This window comes from Sphingomonas qomolangmaensis, assembly GCF_024496245.1.
GTDB classification, from domain to species: domain Bacteria; phylum Pseudomonadota; class Alphaproteobacteria; order Sphingomonadales; family Sphingomonadaceae; genus Sphingomonas; species Sphingomonas qomolangmaensis.
Window position 1 is genome coordinate 2,505,149 of record NZ_CP101740.1, and the last position, 16,845, is coordinate 2,521,993.

Sequence of the window (16,845 nt, forward strand, 5' to 3'; positions counted from 1 at the left end):
AATGGCGCGGACTGTTAGGAAAGCCCAATGACAAAGGCAATCACGATCGATCCCGCCGAAGCCGCGCATTTCGGCACGCTCGCCGCCGACTGGTGGAACCCCAAGGGAAGCTCGGCGATGCTGCACCGGCTGAACCCGGTGCGGCTGCGGCATATCCGGCAGGCGGCGGACGCGCATTGGGGGTGCGAGCCCAACGACTATCAGCCGCTGCGCGGCCGCAGCGCGCTCGACGTCGGCTGCGGCGCGGGGCTGCTCGCCGAACCGCTGGCGCGATTGGGGGCGAAGGTGACGGGGGTCGATGCGGCACCCGAGAATGTCGGCGCAGCGGCGGCGCATGCGCAGGCTGCGGGGCTCGACGTCCGCTATCTGGCGGGCGAACTCGATTTGCTGGCGGGCGAGCGGTTCGACCTGGTGTGCTCGATGGAGGTGATCGAGCATGTCGCCGACCCGGCGGGGTTCGTGCGCGGGCTGGCCGATGCGCTGGCCGAGGACGGGCTGCTGGTGCTGTCGACCCCCAATCGCACCGCGCTGTCGCGGGTGGCGATGGTGTCGGTGGCCGAGGGGTTCGGGATGATCCCGCGGGGGACGCATGACTGGGACAAGTTCCTGACCCCCGAGGAGCTGACCGCGTTGCTTGGCCTAGCGGGGCTGCGCGTAACCGACATCCGGGGCCTGTCGTTCAGCCCGGCGCGGGGGTTCGTGCTGGGCGACGATCTGTCGCTCGATTATCTGGTGACCGCGGTGCGCGGCTGATCAGAACAGGCTTGGTCAGAACAGGCGGCCGCCGTCGGGGACCGGCTGGCTGGGGCGGACCAGCACGACGCGGCCTTCGGCGTCGGGGAAGCCCAACGTCAGCACTTCGGACATCATCGGGCCGATCTGGCGCGGCGGGAAGTTGACCACCGCGGCGACCTGGGTGCCGACCAATTCCTGCGGGGTATAATGCTCGGTGATCTGCGCCGAGGAGCGCCGGGTGCCGATCGCGGGGCCGAAATCGATCGTGAGGATATAAGCGGGCTTGCGCGCCTTGGCGAAGACCTCGGCCGCAACGATGGTGCCGACGCGGATGTCGACGCTGAGGAACTGGTCGAAGCCGATCGTCGGGGCGGGCGGCGCGGCGGGATCGTGGGTGGCGTGCATCGGGCGAGCTTAGCTTGCCTGGGGCGGCGAAGGCGATAGGGTCGAGGGCGATAGGGTCGAGCAGGGCAATCGGGAGCATGACGATGGTAGAGGCACGCTGGAACGGACAGGTGATCGCGTCGAGCGACGATACCGTGGTGGTCGAGGGCAATCATTATTTCCCCGCCGATTCGGTCGACCCGGCGCTTCTGAAGGCCAGCGCCACGACGAGCAACTGCCCGTGGAAGGGGACCGCGCACTATCATACGCTGGTCGTCGACGGGGCCGAGAACCGCGACGCGGTGTGGTATTATCCCGAGCCCAAGGACAAGGCGGCACAGATCAAGGGGCGGCTGGCGTTCTGGAAGGGTGTCGAGGTCAAGGCGTGAGCGGCGACGACTATGTCTATGACGAGGCGAGCGGCGGGTGGGTTGCGGCGGGGGCGGCGGTTGCCGTCGCTGCCGACGATGGCGTCGTGGTGCGCGATTCGGTGGGCAATGTGCTGGCCGATGGCGACCAGGTGACCTTGATCAAGGACCTGACGGTCAAGGGCGCGGGGCAGACGCTCAAGCGCGGCACGCTGATCAAATCGATCCGGCTGACCGGCGACGCGCAGGAAATCGACTGCAAGTTCGACGGCATCAAGGGGCTGGTGCTGCGCGCCGAATTCGTTCGCAAGCGCTAGCTGGCGGGGCGGCGCGAACCGGCGTATTGTCGGCATGGGGCCTCCCGCCTCTTCAGGAACCGATCATGGCCAAGGGCCAGAAAAAGACCAGCCGCGAGACGCGCAAGCCCAAGGCCGAAAAGCCCCCCAAGCAGAACGCGTCGAACCCGTCGACCAAGGGCAAGCCGGTGGGGCTCGACGCGAAGAATTGAGGTTCGGGGGCGGGGCTCACGGTGGCGGAACGCTACAAAAGCTACACTACGTACCCCCCGGATTCGCCCCTTCCGGGCCCGCCGACCCATCTGCCGCCGCACCCGCCTGGCTGGCCGCAGCGATGCTCGCGCGCAGCTCGGCGAGGTCGAATTCGGCATCGTCGGCACGTTCGGCCTCTTTGCCCCAGTCCTGGCGAAGCCGGTCGTTTTCGGCGACCAGCTTCTCATGCGCCTCTTCGGGGGTGTCGGGCATGACGCAGCGGGAGCCCGGCGACATCGGACGCCGGCGCGCGGGCGGATCGCCGAACTGTTCGAGATGCGCATCGTCGCACAGCGCGATCATCGCATCGAAGAGCCCCAAGGTGTTTGCCTCGGGGTGCCGGCTGGCGGACTTCACCTTGTCGATCCAAGCGCCGTAGCGCATCGGATCGCGATAGCGCAGCAGGAACATCGCCAACCTTTCGTCATAATAGCGCCGCTCGCCGACCTGTTTCCCTTGGAAGAAGACCGGGCGCGCGACGCCGTGGATCGCGCGCGAGGTCACCGCGTCCGAAAGCTGCCCGACGGCATGTTCGAGCGCCCAGCGCCATGCCGCGCGAAAGCTGGCCGCCCTTGGATCGCCGCGCAGCCGATAGGCGGCGACGCGGTTCATCCCCACCGATTCGGCGGCCTGGGCGACGCAGCCGGTGGCGGCGAGCGCTTCGATGAACTCGATCTGGCGATCGGGGGTCCAGCCGTCGCTGCGTTCGCGCAGCGGGACCGGATCGAAATCGGGCATGGCGTTCGCGGCATCGTCGGCTGGCGGCGCGGGCGGGATGGGGCGGCGCGATCTTGGCATGGCGCGAGGCAAGCATGAATCGGGGGTTGTAGGACAGCGCGTTTAGGCGCGGGTTGGACCGAAATGGCGGTTTGTGTGGGGGTTTGGCATCCATCAGTGGTGGGGCGTGGGGCGGTTTCTCGACTACGCTCGAAACGAACGGGGGGCGGGAAACGGACGGTTGGGGGGCACGAAAGCAACGGCTTGGGGGATGATGGCGCTGGGCTTATGCTGGCGCGATGACCGATGCCGCTGCCCTGATCGCCCGCCTGGACCTCGCCCCGCATCCCGAGGGCGGCTGGTATCGCGAGACGTGGCGCGCCCCTGCCCCCGCGGGCGAGCGCGCGAGTGCGAGCGCGATCCTGTTCCTGCTCGATGCCGGCGAGCGATCGCACTGGCACCGGGTGGATGCCGCCGAATTGTGGCTGTGGCACGCTGGCAGCCCGCTCGCGCTGCGCACCGCGGCGAGCGACGCGGGGCCGGTGGAGACGCTGCGGCTGGGCGGCGACGTGCTGGCGGGCGAGATGCCGCAGGGGCTGGTGCCCGCCGGGTGGTGGCAGGCGGCCGAGGCGACCGAAGGCTGGGCGCTGGTGAGCTGCGTGGTGTCGCCGGGGTTCGGGTTCGAGGGGTTCGAACTGGCGGCGGCGGGGTGGGCGCCGGGGGATTGATGTTCGCGCGTTGAGGCGGATGCGCGCTTGCTATACCTGTATAGCGACAGGAGGCGGCGATGCTGGCAGTGCGATTGGACACCGAAACCGAGGCGAGGCTCGAAGCGCTCGCCGCGCGGACGGGGCGGACCAAGACCTTCTATGCACGCGAGGCGATCGTCGCGCATCTCGACGATCTCGAGGATTTCTATCTGGCCGAGGAGCGGCTGCGCGATTTCCGCGACGGCGACGCGATCCCGCTTGCCGATCTGAAGGCGCAGCTTGGCCTGGCGGATTGAGTTCCTGCCCGAGGCGGCAAAGGAACTGGCCAAGCTCGATCGCACCGCAGCGGCGCGGATCATCAAGACGTTGGAAACGCGGATAGCGGTGCAGGATGATCCGCGTTCGCTGGGGAGCACGCTCACGGGTGACCATGCTGGATATTGGCGCTGGCAGATCGGTGACTATCACGTGGTGGCGCGGATCGAGGATGACCGGGTGTTGATCCTGGTGGTGCGGGTGGCGCATCGGCGCGGGGTGTATCGGTGAGGGTGGCGGCGTTCGGGCGGGACGATTGCCGCCCCGTTTTACGGGCACGTCGCGCATTGATGTTTGTACGCGATGGCGTACATTGGCGGCATGGAAAGCCTGAGCATCTCCGAAGCGCGCGCCAATATGAAGGCGGTCGTCGATCGCGTCGTCGCCGACAAGGCACCGGTGGCGATCACCCGCCAGCGCGGTGAGGGCGTGGTGATGATATCGGCGAGCGAATGGGCGTCGATCGAGGAAACATTGTACCTGCTGCAGTCGCCGGCGAACGCGCGCGCGCTGATCGAATCGATCGCCGAGCTGGACGCCGGCAAGGGTAGCGAGCGCGACCTGATCGCGCCGTGAAGCTGGTCTTCTCGTCGCGCGCCTGGGACCAGTATCTCGAATGGCAGGGCGACGATCGGCGCGGGGTGGAGCGGATCAACGCGCTGCTCAAGGAATGCATGCGCGATCCCTTTCGCGGGACCGGAAAGCCCGAGCCACTGGGTGGCAACCTAGGGGGCTGGTGGTCGGGCCGCATCACCCGCGAGGATCGGCTGGTGTATCGGGTTACGGGTAAGGGTGAGGGGCAGGCGTTGGAAGTGGCGCAGTGCCGGTATCATTATTGATACCGGCACTGCGCGTTTTAAATCGCCGCTGGTGGAGCCCCTTTCGTAGCAGGCCGACCCCCTAGGGCGCGAAAAGCTTGGACCGAGCGATGTGCGCGGCGATCGACATAGGCGAGTACAGCCGCATTCACTTGCCGTTTAAGCTCTCGTTGGTCGTCTGTCACATTTTTGCGCCGACGATAGAAAACTAGATATTCTGTAGCATCACTATGGCTTATGATCCGGAGCTTGCGAAACATTTCGATCGCTTCCTTATTTAAGGAGCGATTTTCGTCATCTCTCACCCGCTTAATCGCAGAAAATATGCGTTTGGACCGCATCCCTAAGAAGCGTTCGACGCACACGTTACCGACTTCTGCTGTACTTTGCGTGATCTGGTTCCGCAGAGTGCATATTTGGAAGATAGGATTGTGTCCGCAGAGACAGTCCCGTTCCTCGCTGGCGCGAAACACGTCCTCCAAATCCCATTCTAGCTTGGCCTGTTGCCAGTCTTGCTCGCTACTGCGCGCAATCATTTCAGCCTTTAGCTGCTCGAAGTTATACCCTTGACCCATCTTGAAAGCTCCGATGGAGCGATCCTGCCAGCATCGCCAACATAGCTGATGCGACCGGCGAGCGGACTCGCCGGTCGGCTTTCAGGCTTTGTCGTTATCGTTCAGGGGAATCCGAAATGCTTGTCCCTTGGGCTTGCAGATGCGGGTCCCATTCCGAAGCGTGATGCATTGACGGAAAATGTATGTCTTTCCATCATCACGCATGGCGCGATCTGCCATGGAACGTCTCCTTAAAGGTTGACCCTTTCGTCGGAGCGTGCGATTCCCGCTTTGCACAGCTGAGGTTTCGCGTCGTTCCGACGTTGAGGCATTGGGGAGGCCGGCCGAAAGGTCGGTCCTCTTCGTCTTCCGGCATTGCCGGGTCCCACATTGATAGGTCACGTCTCCCGATTCGCTGATTGCCCAATCGTGTCATAGCACGATGAGCACTCAGTGCAACACTTTGGAGTCCGAATGTTCTTGCTTTGGTGGACTTTTAAGACTTTGGTTACCGGCGTGCTGCTAGGGTGTCACAATGGATGATCTGCTACGACAAGCGTACGAGCGTCGAGAGAGGCTTAGACGCGAGCTAGCCGCGCTCGATGTTTTTATCGCCAACTCGGAATCGATCGCTTCGGGACCCTCGCCGGACACTCGAGCGAACTATGAGTTCAGATTGGAACCTCCTTCGGCTTCACGCGGGCGGGCGGTGCGGACTCCGAACCTGAACAAACTTTATGAAGCTGCAGAGCAGACAATACTTCAGGCGGGAAAACCGCTTTCTCGAAGCGAGTTGCTAAAAAGGCTGGAGCAACAAGGGTTTAGCTTTCCAGGCACTGACAAGGTGAAGGTTTTTGGAACCAACCTCTGGCGTTCGCGCCGCTTCATCAGCCTTAAAGGATTCGGTTACTGGCCGGAAACACACCCGCTGCCAGCCGCATATGGCAATGCGGAACCCCGAGCATCTATGCTGAAGGCAAACGAATAAGCCGCCAAACAAAGGTCATTAAAGCAATCCTCCCCCTTTGGGGGAGGATTAGGCTTTAGTCCCGCTCGCGCCCCGCTGCGCCGATGTAGAGTTCGCTGCCGGTTTGTTTGAAGATGTCGCTCATCGCGGCCATGCCGGCTTCGGCTTCGGGGGTGGTGGTTGGGGCGAGGCCCCCTCCGTCATCGCTGCGCGATGCCACCTCCCCCGCCGCTCCGCTATGGGGGAGGATCGAAGCTGCCAGGAAGCTGTCGGCGCTTTGGTTTTGCTTGGCGGCGAATTCGCGGACTTCGGCGGTGATCTTCATGCTGCAGAATTTGGGGCCGCACATCGAGCAGAAATGCGCGGTCTTGGCGCCTTCGGCCGGCAGCGTCTGGTCGTGGTACTGCTCCGCCGTGTCGGGGTCGAGCGACAGGTTGAACTGGTCGCGCCAGCGGAATTCGAAGCGCGCGCGGCTCAGCGCATCGTCGCGCATCTTGGCGGCGGGGTGGCCCTTGGCGAGATCGGCGGCGTGGGCGGCGAGCTTGTAGGTGACGACGCCGACCTTGACGTCGTCGCGATCGGGCAGCCCCAGATGCTCCTTGGGGGTGACGTAACACAGCATCGCGCAGCCGAACCAGCCGATCATCGCGGCGCCGATACCGCTGGTGATATGGTCATAGCCCGGCGCGATGTCGGTGGTTAGCGGCCCCAGCGTGTAGAAAGGGGCTTCGCCGCACGCCTCGAGCTGCTTGTCCATATTGGCCTTGATCTTGTGCATCGGCACATGGCCCGGCCCTTCGATCATCACCTGGATGTCGTGGTTCCAGGCGATCTTGGTAAGCTCGCCCAGCGTATGGAGTTCGGCGAACTGCGCTTCGTCATTGGCGTCGGCGATGCTGCCGGGGCGCAGGCCGTCACCCAGCGAGAAGGCGACGTCATACGCCTTCATGATCTCGCAGATTTCCTCGAAGCGGGTGTAGAGGAAGCTTTCCTGGTGATGCGCGAGGCACCATTTGGCCATGATCGATCCGCCGCGGCTGACGATGCCGGTGACGCGCTTGGCGGTCATCGGGATGTAGGGCAGGCGGACGCCGGCGTGGATGGTGAAATAGTCGACGCCCTGTTCGGCCTGCTCGATCAGCGTGTCGCGGAAGATTTCCCAGTCGAGGTCCTCGGCGATGCCGCCGACCTTTTCGAGTGCCTGGTAGATCGGGACCGTGCCGATCGGGACGGGCGAATTGCGCAGGATCCATTCGCGGGTGTCGTGGATGTTGCGGCCGGTCGACAGGTCCATGACGGTGTCGGCCCCCCAGCGGATCGACCAGACGAGCTTGTCGACTTCCTTGGCGACGTCGCTCGCCACCGCGCTGTTGCCGATATTGGCGTTGATCTTGACCAAGAAGTTGCGGCCGATCGCCATCGGTTCGGATTCGGGGTGGTTGATGTTGTTGGGGATGATCGCGCGGCCGCGGGCGACCTCTTCGCGGACGAATTCGGGGGTGACATAGTCGGGGATCGACGCGCCGAAATCCTGGCCGTCGCGGATATGGCCGATCAGCTGTTCGCGGCCCAGATTCTCGCGGGTGGCGACATATTCCATCTCGGGGGTGACGATGCCGCGGCGGGCATAGTGCATCTGGCTGACATTGGCGCCGGGCTTTGCGCGCAACACCTGCTTGCGGACATTCGGGAAGGGCTGGACGCCGCCCGAGCGATCGGGGCCGAGCTGGCCGTTATCCTCGGGGCGGACTTCGCGCTGGGCGACCTGCTCGACATCGCCGCGGCCGACGATCCAGTCGCGGCGCAGTTCGGGGAGCCCCGCCATGATGTCGATGCGGGCATTGACGTCGGTATAGGGGCCCGAGGGGTCGTAGACGCGCAAGGGCGGTTCGTCGCAGCTGGGATCGAGGACGATCTCGCGCATCGCGACGTTCAGCGGGCCGACGTGGATCTTGCGGCTGCCGCGGATCGGGCCGGTGGTGACCTGGAGTTCGGTGGGTGCTGCGACGTCGGCCATGATGCTCTCCAAATATTGGGGAGAGCACGGGCTCCGGGTGAAGCGCCGCTCCCTCCCTACGCCGGTGTCAACCGGATCAGGTTCAGCGGGTCGGGGGCTGCTGCCCCCCTCTCAAGCGCGCATGCAGCGCTCCCCCGGGGAATGGCAGCACGCTAGGCGGGTTCGGGGGCGTCGGCAAGCGCGGCGTGCCAGGCGGCATAGGGGGTGTTGTGCGCCATGTGGCGGTTGAGGTCAGGGGCGCCGTCGGTCCACCAGACGGGGCCGCGCTCGCCCAAGCCTAGCTTGGCGGCGTCGACGCGGGCGCGGGCCTTGGCCATCGCTTCGGGGTCGTCGGCGCGCTTGGCTGCCCCCACCGCGCGGCGTGCGTCCATCAGGTCGTGGACCAGCGCGGCGCGGGTGGCTTCGGGGAGGGCCGGGTTCGCACGGCGCCAGAGCCGGCCGCGCACGACGATGTAGCGGCCGTCGGGGGTTACCGGCGGCTCAGAACGAATAGGCAAGGCCGACGGTGCCGAGCCACTGGTGCGGCGAACCCGCGATCGCGGTGACCGGGCTGGCGCTGAAATCGCCCAGCAACCGGCGATAGGTGCCGCCGACCACCATCTGCAGCCCGCCGGTCAGGTCGCCGGTGAGCGAATGCGCGCCGGCGAAACCGATCGTGTAGTTCTTCCACCCGCCATCGGCATCGTACACCGGCAGCCCGCTGCGCAGCGATTCGGCGGCCGAAACGCTGAAATAGGCGTCGCCATAGCCGTTTTCGACGCGCTCGGCCGAGAGGAACAGCCCGACCAGCGCCTTGGTGCTGAGCGGGGTGGTGTAGGCGACCGTCGGCGTCAGGATGCCGCTGTCGTGCGCGCCGGCGACGTCGTAGCGATAGCTGATCGTCGCCGACAGCCGGTCATAGTCGCTGGTGAGCACCCCGGTCTTGCCGATGCCGACATAGCCGCCGAGTTCGATCGCGGTGTTGCGCTCGTCGAGCAGCGCCACCTGCGGATCGTCGATCGCGTCGGCGCTGGTGCGGTTGAAGCCGATGACGCCGATCGGGCCGGCCTGGAGGTCGACCGTCGGGCCATAGCCGTCGCGGATCAGGTCGACGCTGAGGCGGTTGCCGAGGAAACTGTAGCGGAAGCCCTCGATCTGGCCGATCGCCGCGGGGACCGGCGAGAAGCCGTAATCGTCCGAGCCTTCGTAATTGGGCAGGATTCCCGCGCCGACGCCGACGATCGTGAAGTCGCCGCGCGGATCGGCGGTCTCGGGGTCGGGGATCGCCGAAGGCGGGGGGACGGCGTCCTGCGCCAGCGCGGGGACCGACAGCAACGACAGGCCGGCACCGGCCAGCAACAAAAGCTTGGTTTTCAAGGAAGACACACTCCGAGGATTTCCAGCCGAACGCCAGCGTTCAGTTATTGGTTCCGCCGCAGCGCGTCATAGCATGTAACGAAGCTTCACCTGTTGTATTTGGGCATCGTTGCCGAAGGCGAAGCGCGCCGCCGAAAAGCGCGGCGGGCCAAAGCCGATGCGCGGGTTGCGCGAGAATCCGAAGCCTTCGCGCGGGATGCCCGCGAAGGTATCGAGCTTGCGGTTGGCGTTCTCGTCGTGGAACACCGCGATCGCGTAATTGCCGTGGGGGAGCGCGTCGAAGCGCATCGCGCGGTCGCCCGCGGGAACGACGCGGCTCACCGCGCGGGCGTCGTCGATGCAATTGGGGAAATTGTCGGGATCGGCGGTGAGGCAGAATTGGAGCACGCCGCGCGCGTTGCGCAGCTCGGCGACCTCAACCTTCAGCTGCGACACCGGCATCGCGCCGCCCAGCGCGATCGCCGCCAGCGGCAACGCCAGCAGCCCGCCCAGGCGCCGGCTTGGCGAAATCGCGCGTACCCGAAGGTTCGGCGAAATCGCCCAGGCCCTTGTCGGTACCGCAGACGCGGTCCCAGAAGCGGAAATATAGCCCATAGTTGCACCCATATCGTTCATGATGCCGCTGGTGATGGCTGGCGGTAATCAACCAGCGTCCCAATGGCCCCTGCACGATGAACCTAGGGAAAACCTCCCAGCCCATGTGGTTGGTGACCCCCATAACGGTCATGACGGTAAGGACAATGCACAGTCCGACGGTGTGGATCGGAATCACGAACACCAGTAGCGGAATTATCACGGCACCGGTGAGCGCTTCAACCGGGTGGAACGCCATCGCCGCCCAGGCGGTGGGCGGGCGGCTGGCATGGTGAACGGCGTGCGCGATGCGAAACCACTTGGGAATGTGCATCCAGCGATGCGTCCAATAGAACCACGTATCGTGCAGGAAGAGATACGCCAGCACCGATACCGGCAGATACCATAAGGGATAGGCGTTCACGTCGCTGTAGATCCGCGTCCAGCCGTGATTGTCCCAGCCCCAGGCGATGATCCCTGCGGGAATGCCGTAGATCGCCGCCGACATCATCGACCATTTGATCTCGCGCCCGATCTGCTGGTCGAGCCCGGTATAGAGCCCGGGCCGCGTCGCGCGGGTGAGCAATGCGAACGCGCCGCTGGCGAGGAGATAGCGGACACCGACGATGACCGTCATCGCGAGCGCCGAGAGGAGGATGGCGAGACCGATCGACATGGGGGGGATGTAGGGCAGTGGGGGGGCGGACGCTAGGGGATTGGGTGGGTCTAGGCCTGCGCTGAAGCAGCCAACCCCCGGGTCAGTGCGGCGCCAGCCCCATTTCTACGCCGGTCTTGTCGTGCAGCGCGAAGCGATCGACGATGTCGGCGCTTGCGCGGTTATAGCCCACGACCTCGACCTCGCGCCCGTCGCGGCGCAGGCGCGCAACGATCTTGTCGAGGGCGGCGACCCCCGAAATGTCCCAGAAATGCGCGCCGGTAACGTCGATGCGAACCCGGCGCGCGCTGTCTTCGCCCTGGAACGCCTGGGTGAAGCGATCGACCGACGCGAAGAATATCTCGCCGACGACGCGGTAGTTCGCCTTTTCGCCGTCCGGCGATATCTCGCGCTCGACCGAGAACATCCGCTGCACCTTGCCGGCGAAGAAGATGCCCGACAGCAGCACCCCGGCGAGCACGCCCAGCGACAGGTCGTGCGTGGCGACGACGACGACGACCGTGGTGAGCATCACCACCGACGACGCCGGCGGGTGACGGCGCAGGTTGGGGATCGAATTCCAGCTGAAGGTGCCGATCGACACCATGATCATGACGGCAACCAGCGCGGGCATCGGCACGCGCCCGACAAAGGGGCCGAGGACGGTCAGCAGGAACAACAGGAAGGCGCCGGCAACGAAGGTGGAGAGCCGGCCGCGCCCGCCCGAGGTAACGTTGATGACCGACTGGCCGATCATCGCGCACCCGCCCATCCCGCCGAACAGCGCGGCGACGATGTTGGCGCCGCCCTGCCCCGCGCATTCCTGCCGCTTGTTGCTGTCGGTGTCGGTCATGTCGTCGACGATCTGTGCGGTGAGCAGCGATTCGAGCAGCCCGACCGCGGCCATCGTCAGCGAATAGGGCAAGATGATCCACAAGGTGTCGAGCGTGAGCGGCACCTGCGGCAGTACGAGGCTGGGGAGTCCGTCGGGCAGTTCGCCCATGTCGCTGACGGTGTTGACCGACAGGCCCAGGCCAATGCTGATGCCGCTGAGCACCAGGATCGCGACCAGCGGCGACGGTATCGCCCTGGTGAGGCGCGGAAAGCCGTAGATGATCGCGAGGCCGGCGGCGACCATCGCATAGGTTTCCCAGCCGACGTTGGTCAGTTGCGGCAGCTGCGCCAGGAAGATGAGGATCGCGAGCGCGTTGACGAAGCCGGTGATCACCGAGCGCGAGACGAACTGCATGACGAGATCGAGCCGAAGCAGTCCGGCGGCGATCTGGATGAGGCCCATCAGGATCGTCGCGGCGAAGAGATAGTCGACGCCATGGTCGCGCACCAGCGGCACCACGAGCACTGCCACCGCGGCGGTGGCGGCCGAGACCATCCCCGGACGCCCGCCGATCAGCGCGATGGTGATGGCGATCGCCACCGAGGCGTAGAGGCCGACGCGCGGATCGACGCCGGCGATGATCGAGAAGCCAATCGCTTCGGGAATCAGCGCGAGCGCGACGACGATGCCCGCCAACACATCGCGGCGGGCGGCGGCGCCATCGGTGAACCATTGGCGGCGATAGGCGGGAAGATCGAAGGTCATCTTGGGTTCCACAACAGGGCACGGGGCGCCAAGCGGCGCGTCAGCATGGGTGCGTGTTGTTGTCCGGCGGATCGGCGGCCGGAATAGCCACCCGGAATTGCACCGGGTCCTTGCGAATGCAGGCCCCCTACTCGATCGGGGTGCGGGAAAGCAACCTGCGGGGGTGGGCTGGGAACCGCGTCCGCGGGGCGGGTGAGGTGGCAGCCTGCGGGCTGACGGAGGGGGCGTCGCCGAAACGCCGCGACCGCCTCCGCCCCCTCCACCACCGCTTCGCGGCGGTCCCCCTCCCCCTGGCGGGGGAGGATTTAGGAGATGCGTCAACGCGCGGGTGATGGCATCACCGCGCAAAGCGATCGGCGCCGCGCCGACGAACCGGAGGATTTCGCCATGGCCGTTGCCGCCGTATCGCCCCCCTTCCTGCCGCGCGGGCCGGCGCTGATCGGTTGGGTGGCGGTGGCGCTTGCCGGCGCGGGGGCGCTGGGGTTCGTGGCGCTGGTGCGCGGCGAGCCGATCAATGCGCTGTGGCTGGTGGTCGCGGCTTTGTGCACCTACGCGATCGCGTATCGATTCTATGGGCTGTTCATCGAGCGCAAGGTGCTGGGGATCGATCCGGCGCGGTCGACCCCGGCGGTGCGGCGCAACGACGGACTCGATTACGTGCCGACCAACCGCAACGTCCTGTTCGGGCATCATTTCGCGGCGATCGCCGGGGCGGGGCCGCTGGTGGGGCCGGTGCTGGCGGCGCAGATGGGGTATCTGCCGGGCACCTTGTGGCTGCTGGCAGGCGTGGTGTTTGCAGGCGCGGTGCAGGATTTCCTGATCCTGACCTTTTCGACGCGGCGCGATGCGCGGTCGCTCGGCGACATGGTGCGATCCGAGATGGGGCGGGTGCCCGGCACGATCGCATTGGTCGCGGTGCTGATGATCATGGTGATCCTGCTCGCGGTGCTGGCGCTGGTGGTGGTCAAGGCGCTCGAGGGGAGCCCGTGGGGCACCTTCACCGTGTTTGCGACGATCCCGATCGCGCTGTTGATGGGGATTTACGGCCGGTTCGTACGGCCTGGGCGGATCGGCGAGATGTCGGCGATCGGCTTCGTGCTGCTGATGCTGGCGATCGTCGGGGGCGAGCCGGTGGCGCGATCGGCGACGCTGGCGCCGTGGTTCACCTTTAGCGGGCCGACCTTGGCGCTGTTGCTGATGGCCTATGGCTTTATCGCGTCGGTGGTGCCGGTGTGGCTGTTGCTGGCGCCGCGCGATTATCTGTCGACCTTCCTGAAGATCGGGGTGATCGCGGGGCTGGCGCTGGGCATATTGATCGTCCGGCCCGAATTGCAGATGCCTGCGGTCACCCGCTTCGTCGATGGCACCGGGCCGGCGTTTGCGGGGACGATCTTCCCCTTCCTGTTCATCACCATCGCGTGCGGCGCGGTATCGGGATTCCACGCGCTGATTTCGAGCGGGACGACGCCCAAGATGATCGAGAGCGAGGGCGACCTTCGCTTCATCGGCTATGGCGCGATGCTGACCGAGAGCTTCGTCGCGGTGATGGCGCTGATCGCGGCGTGCGTGCTCGACCCCGCGGTGTATTTCGCGATGAACGCGCCCGCCGCGCTGATCGGCACCACCAGCGCCGAAGCGGCGCGCGCGATCGCCGAATGGGGCTTCGTGGTGACGCCGGAAGCGCTCGACGGGATCGCGCGCGATGTCGGCGAGGGGACGATCCTGTCGCGCGCGGGCGGCGCGCCGACGCTGGCGGTGGGGATGGCGCAGATCTTGAGCCAGGTGATCGGCGGCCAGGCGCTGATGGCGTTCTGGTATCATTTCGCGATTTTGTTCGAGGCGTTGTTCATCCTCACCACGGTCGATGCGGGCACGCGGGTGGCGCGGTTCATGATCCAGGATTTGCTGGGTTCGGTGGTGCCGGCGATGAAGGAAACGCAGCGGCTCGGGCCGAACCTGCTGGCGACCGCGCTGGCGGTGAGCGCCTGGGGTTATTTCCTCTATCAGGGGGTGACCGACCCGCTGGGGGGGATCAACACGCTGTGGCCGCTGTTCGGCATCTCGAACCAGATGCTCGCGGCAATCGCACTGACGCTGGCGACGGTGATCCTGTTCAAGATGAAGCGCCAGCGCTTTGCCTGGGTGACGATTCTGCCGACGAGCTGGCTGTTGATCTGCACGCTGACCGCCGGGTGGCAGAAGATGTTCGACGCCGATCCGCGGATCGGGTTCCTGGCGCATGCGCGGATTTTCTCCGACGCCGCGGCGCGCGGCGAGGTGCTGGCGCCCGCCAAGTCGATGGCAGAGATGGGGCGGATCGTGTTCAACGACCGGATCGATGCGGGGTTGTGCGCGCTGTTCATGATCGCGGTGCTGGCGATCGTGGCGTACGGGATCGGCGCGTGCCGGCAGGCGCTGGCGAGCGAGCGGCCGAGCGTGCAGGAGGTGGGCGATGTCGTGGTTGCTTGAGGGCTGGCGGGGTGCCGCCAAGACCGCGCGACTGATGGTGGGGGTGCCCGATTATGACGGCTATGTCGCGCACCGCGCGGCGCTGCACCCGGGCGAGCCGGTGATGACGCTGGCCGAGTTCCACCGGAATCGGATCGAGCGGCGGTACGGGACCGGGCCGGGGTCCACGCCAAGGTGCTGCTGACCTAGCTCCCCTCCCTGAAAGGGAGGGGTTGGGGGTGGGTCGACGCCCGCGCGACGGTGGTTTGGATCGTGGTGATTACGCCTTCGAGGTTTTCGAGGACATCGTTGTTCCAGAAGCGGAGGACGGTCCAGCCTTGGGCTGTGAGGTAAGCGGTTCGGGCGGCATCTTCTTCGACTTGCAGCGCGTGTTGGCCGCCGTCTAGTTCCACCGCGATCTTGGCGGATCGGCAGGCGAAGTCGAGGATGTAGTGGCCGACGACCAGTTGCCGCGTGAAGCGGGGGTGGTGGGTTCTCAGCGCTTGCCAGACGGCGCGTTTGGCAGGGGTGGGGTCGCGGCGCAGCGCGCGGGCGTTGGTTGTCAGTTCTGGCGGGGTGCGCTGCATGCGCTGGAGATTAACGACCGGCTCGCGGGCGTCGACCCACCCCCGGCCCAGTGTCGGGTGAACAGCGCCCCGCGCTGTTCAGGTCATGCCGGGGGCATAACCGACCCGACACTCTTTCAGGGAGGGGGGAAGAAGGGGTCGTCGGTTAGACCGACATCCCTTTCAGCAGCTTTGGTAGGTCACCGCTCTCTCCGCGCGCTTCGGCCATGAAGCGGTTCTTTAGCGGGGGGATCGCGTTGACCGCCGAGATGCCGAAGCGGCGGACGGCCGAGGCGCTTTTGCCGGGGATGCCGAACAGGCGGGTGAGGCCGTCGGTGGCGAGCGCGACCAGGAAGGTGTCGAGCCCGCGCCAGCGTTCGTAGCGCGCGAGGAGTTGGGCGTCGCCGAGGTCAAGGCCCAGGCGCTTGCCCTCGACCAGCACCTCGACCAGCGTGGCGACGTCGCGGAAGCCGAGGTTCAGCCCCTGGCCGGCGATCGGGTGGATGCCGTGCGCTGCGTCACCCACCAGCGCGAGGCGGTTCGCGGTGATCGTCGCGGCGTGGTGGAAGCCCAAAGGATAGCTGGTGCGCTTCGAGAGCGGGCCGAGCTTGCCGAGGAACCCGCCCATCGCCTTTTCGGCCTCGTGCAGCCACGCGCGGTCCGAAAGCTTGAGCATGCCGGGGGCGTCCTTCTCGTGGACGGTCCACACGAGCGCCGAACGGTGGCCGTGCTCGTCGTCGCCCAGCGGCAGGATCGCGAAGGGGCCGGCGGGGTAGAAGATTTCGTAGGCGCAATTGTCGTTGGGGTGTTCGTGGCCGAAGGTCGCGATCATCGCGACATGCTGGTAGCGCCACTTGGCCATGCGGATGCCAGCAGCCTCGCGCGTCGGCGAGTTGCGCCCCTCGGCGGCGATCAGCAATTGCGCGGTGACGGTGCTGCCATTGTCGAGCGTGGCGGTGACGCCGGCATCGTGGCGTTCGACATGCACCGCGCGGGTGTTCATCCGCAGGTCGACCCCTGGCGTCTCGGCGGCGGCACCGTGGAGCGCGGCGCGCAAATGGCGGTTCTCGTACATGACGCCGAGCACGCCGTCGTTTGCGTCGGGGACGAAATCGAGCGCGCCGGGTTCGAGGCCATCGCTGACGCGGATCGAGGCGATCGGGCAGCCCTTGCCCGCCAGCCGCGCGCCGACGCCGATCGCGTCGAGCATCCGGTGGCTGGCGCTGGCGACCGCGGTGGCGCGGCCGTCATAATCGGCGGCCAGGATGGTTGCGGGGTCGGCGGGGTCGATCACGGTGGCGGTGACGCCATGCGAACCGAGGGCGGTAGCCAGCGCACTGCCGACAAGGCCCGCGCCGAGGATCAGGACATCGCTCATGGCGCTGATGTAGGCGATGTGCGGCGCGTTGGGAACGGACCTTGGGGGGTATCGTGTGGTTGGGGCGGTTTCTCGACTTCGCTCGAAACGAACCGATGATTGCGCTCCGTCATTCCCGCGAAGGCGGGAATCCAGG

24 protein-coding genes, 1 riboswitch and 1 other annotated feature are annotated in these 16,845 nt (G+C 66.2%); of the genes, 12 read left to right on the plus strand and 12 right to left on the minus strand.

The window, feature by feature from the left end; all coding sequences use genetic code 11:
- Positions 1-27: 27 nt before the first annotated feature.
- Complete coding sequence (gene ubiG / locus NMP03_RS11875) at positions 28-753, plus strand: bifunctional 2-polyprenyl-6-hydroxyphenol methylase/3-demethylubiquinol 3-O-methyltransferase UbiG (RefSeq protein ID WP_256505625.1); 726 nt, start codon at positions 28-30, stop codon at positions 751-753.
- Positions 754-768: 15 nt separating this feature from the next.
- On the opposite strand, the gene NMP03_RS11880 is transcribed toward ubiG, so the two are convergent.
- A complete protein-coding gene (locus NMP03_RS11880) occupies positions 769-1,140 on the minus strand; it encodes a tRNA-binding protein (protein WP_256505627.1) in 372 nt (123 codons plus the stop codon).
- A gap of 83 nt (positions 1,141-1,223) precedes the next feature.
- Between NMP03_RS11880 and NMP03_RS11885 the strand changes: the two genes are divergently transcribed.
- From NMP03_RS11885 to NMP03_RS11895, 3 genes are all read left to right on the plus strand, one after another.
- Complete coding sequence (locus NMP03_RS11885) at positions 1,224-1,508, plus strand: DUF427 domain-containing protein (protein WP_256508112.1); 285 nt, start codon at positions 1,224-1,226, stop codon at positions 1,506-1,508.
- Positions 1,505-1,804, plus strand: coding sequence for an alkylphosphonate utilization protein (locus NMP03_RS11890; protein WP_256505628.1), 300 nt, complete (start codon positions 1,505-1,507; stop codon positions 1,802-1,804). Before NMP03_RS11885 ends, NMP03_RS11890 begins: the two co-directional genes overlap by 4 nt.
- Before the next feature lie 65 nt (positions 1,805-1,869).
- Positions 1,870-1,995, plus strand: a complete 126-nt coding sequence (locus NMP03_RS11895; protein ID WP_256505629.1) for a hypothetical protein — start codon at positions 1,870-1,872, stop codon at positions 1,993-1,995.
- A 46-nt stretch (positions 1,996-2,041) separates the two neighbouring features.
- Here NMP03_RS11895 and NMP03_RS11900 read toward each other — a convergent pair whose 3' ends face one another.
- A complete protein-coding gene (locus NMP03_RS11900; protein ID WP_256505630.1) occupies positions 2,042-2,833 on the minus strand; it encodes a hypothetical protein in 792 nt (263 codons plus the stop codon).
- A gap of 218 nt (positions 2,834-3,051) precedes the next feature.
- On the opposite strand from NMP03_RS11900, the gene NMP03_RS11905 reads away from it, so the two are divergent.
- The 5 genes from NMP03_RS11905 to NMP03_RS11925 all read left to right on the plus strand — a co-directional run bounded on the left by NMP03_RS11905 (position 3,052) and on the right by NMP03_RS11925 (position 4,616).
- A complete protein-coding gene (locus NMP03_RS11905; RefSeq protein ID WP_256505632.1) occupies positions 3,052-3,480 on the plus strand; it encodes a cupin domain-containing protein in 429 nt (142 codons plus the stop codon).
- A 59-nt stretch (positions 3,481-3,539) separates the two neighbouring features.
- A complete protein-coding gene (relB, locus tag NMP03_RS11910) occupies positions 3,540-3,758 on the plus strand; it encodes a type II toxin-antitoxin system RelB family antitoxin (protein WP_256505633.1) in 219 nt (72 codons plus the stop codon).
- Positions 3,742-4,008: a type II toxin-antitoxin system RelE family toxin gene (locus NMP03_RS11915; protein WP_256505634.1), complete on the plus strand. Its 267-nt coding sequence runs from the start codon at positions 3,742-3,744 to the stop codon at positions 4,006-4,008. Before relB ends, NMP03_RS11915 begins: the two co-directional genes overlap by 17 nt.
- A 90-nt stretch (positions 4,009-4,098) precedes the next feature.
- The gene (locus tag NMP03_RS11920; RefSeq protein WP_033920619.1) at positions 4,099-4,353 is read left to right on the plus strand and encodes a type II toxin-antitoxin system Phd/YefM family antitoxin; all 255 of its coding nucleotides are present in this window, start codon (positions 4,099-4,101) and stop codon (positions 4,351-4,353) included.
- Complete coding sequence (locus tag NMP03_RS11925) at positions 4,350-4,616, plus strand: Txe/YoeB family addiction module toxin (protein WP_256505635.1); 267 nt, start codon at positions 4,350-4,352, stop codon at positions 4,614-4,616. The genes NMP03_RS11920 and NMP03_RS11925 overlap by 4 nt, the downstream gene beginning before the upstream one ends.
- Before the next feature lie 17 nt (positions 4,617-4,633).
- On the opposite strand, the gene NMP03_RS11930 is transcribed toward NMP03_RS11925, so the two are convergent.
- Complete coding sequence (locus NMP03_RS11930; protein ID WP_256505636.1) at positions 4,634-5,170, minus strand: hypothetical protein; 537 nt, start codon at positions 5,168-5,170, stop codon at positions 4,634-4,636.
- Positions 5,171-5,251: 81 nt separating this feature from the next.
- A complete protein-coding gene (locus NMP03_RS11935; protein ID WP_256505638.1) occupies positions 5,252-5,389 on the minus strand; it encodes a hypothetical protein in 138 nt (45 codons plus the stop codon).
- A gap of 295 nt (positions 5,390-5,684) precedes the next feature.
- Here NMP03_RS11935 and NMP03_RS11940 point away from each other — a divergent pair, with 295 nt between their 5' ends.
- A complete protein-coding gene (locus tag NMP03_RS11940) occupies positions 5,685-6,137 on the plus strand; it encodes a hypothetical protein (RefSeq protein WP_256505639.1) in 453 nt (150 codons plus the stop codon).
- A 55-nt stretch (positions 6,138-6,192) separates the two neighbouring features.
- On the opposite strand, the gene thiC is transcribed toward NMP03_RS11940, so the two are convergent.
- The 6 genes from thiC to NMP03_RS11970 all read right to left on the minus strand — a co-directional run bounded on the left by thiC (position 6,193) and on the right by NMP03_RS11970 (position 12,317).
- Positions 6,193-8,133 carry a phosphomethylpyrimidine synthase ThiC gene (gene thiC, locus NMP03_RS11945; RefSeq protein ID WP_256505640.1) on the minus strand — a complete coding sequence of 647 codons (1,941 nt, stop codon included), beginning with the start codon at positions 8,131-8,133 and terminating at the stop codon, positions 6,193-6,195.
- A gap of 36 nt (positions 8,134-8,169) precedes the next feature.
- Positions 8,170-8,279, minus strand: a riboswitch (TPP riboswitch).
- A 6-nt stretch (positions 8,280-8,285) separates the two neighbouring features.
- Positions 8,286-8,630: a hypothetical protein gene (locus NMP03_RS11950; protein ID WP_256505641.1), complete on the minus strand. Its 345-nt coding sequence runs from the start codon at positions 8,628-8,630 to the stop codon at positions 8,286-8,288.
- Positions 8,614-9,489 carry a MipA/OmpV family protein gene (locus NMP03_RS11955; protein ID WP_256505642.1) on the minus strand — a complete coding sequence of 292 codons (876 nt, stop codon included), beginning with the start codon at positions 9,487-9,489 and terminating at the stop codon, positions 8,614-8,616. Before NMP03_RS11955 ends, NMP03_RS11950 begins: the two co-directional genes overlap by 17 nt.
- A 66-nt stretch (positions 9,490-9,555) precedes the next feature.
- Positions 9,556-9,930: a DUF2141 domain-containing protein gene (locus NMP03_RS11960; protein ID WP_256505643.1), complete on the minus strand. Its 375-nt coding sequence runs from the start codon at positions 9,928-9,930 to the stop codon at positions 9,556-9,558.
- A complete protein-coding gene (locus NMP03_RS11965; protein ID WP_256505644.1) occupies positions 9,905-10,738 on the minus strand; it encodes a sterol desaturase family protein in 834 nt (277 codons plus the stop codon). The genes NMP03_RS11960 and NMP03_RS11965 overlap by 26 nt, the downstream gene beginning before the upstream one ends.
- An 82-nt stretch (positions 10,739-10,820) precedes the next feature.
- On the minus strand, positions 10,821-12,317 hold the full coding sequence (locus NMP03_RS11970) for a SulP family inorganic anion transporter (protein ID WP_256505645.1): 1,497 nt from the start codon (positions 12,315-12,317) through the stop codon (positions 10,821-10,823).
- Positions 12,318-12,374: 57 nt separating this feature from the next.
- Positions 12,375-12,430 (minus strand) — a sequence feature (sul1 is cis-regulatory element that is thought to sense ions involved in sulfur or methionine metabolism; They are found in Alphaproteobacteria).
- A gap of 274 nt (positions 12,431-12,704) precedes the next feature.
- Between NMP03_RS11970 and NMP03_RS11975 the strand changes: the two genes are divergently transcribed.
- Positions 12,705-14,786: a carbon starvation CstA family protein gene (locus NMP03_RS11975; protein ID WP_256508113.1), complete on the plus strand. Its 2,082-nt coding sequence runs from the start codon at positions 12,705-12,707 to the stop codon at positions 14,784-14,786.
- The gene (locus tag NMP03_RS11980) at positions 14,770-14,970 is read left to right on the plus strand and encodes a YbdD/YjiX family protein (protein ID WP_256505646.1); all 201 of its coding nucleotides are present in this window, start codon (positions 14,770-14,772) and stop codon (positions 14,968-14,970) included. The genes NMP03_RS11975 and NMP03_RS11980 overlap by 17 nt, the downstream gene beginning before the upstream one ends.
- Position 14,971: 1 nt before the next feature.
- Here NMP03_RS11980 and NMP03_RS11985 read toward each other — a convergent pair whose 3' ends face one another.
- Together NMP03_RS11985 and NMP03_RS11990 are read right to left on the minus strand one after the other, a co-directional pair.
- Positions 14,972-15,352 carry an endonuclease domain-containing protein gene (locus tag NMP03_RS11985; RefSeq protein ID WP_256505647.1) on the minus strand — a complete coding sequence of 127 codons (381 nt, stop codon included), beginning with the start codon at positions 15,350-15,352 and terminating at the stop codon, positions 14,972-14,974.
- A gap of 145 nt (positions 15,353-15,497) precedes the next feature.
- Positions 15,498-16,709 carry a UbiH/UbiF/VisC/COQ6 family ubiquinone biosynthesis hydroxylase gene (locus tag NMP03_RS11990; RefSeq protein WP_256505648.1) on the minus strand — a complete coding sequence of 404 codons (1,212 nt, stop codon included), beginning with the start codon at positions 16,707-16,709 and terminating at the stop codon, positions 15,498-15,500.
- Positions 16,710-16,845 lie beyond the last annotated feature (136 nt).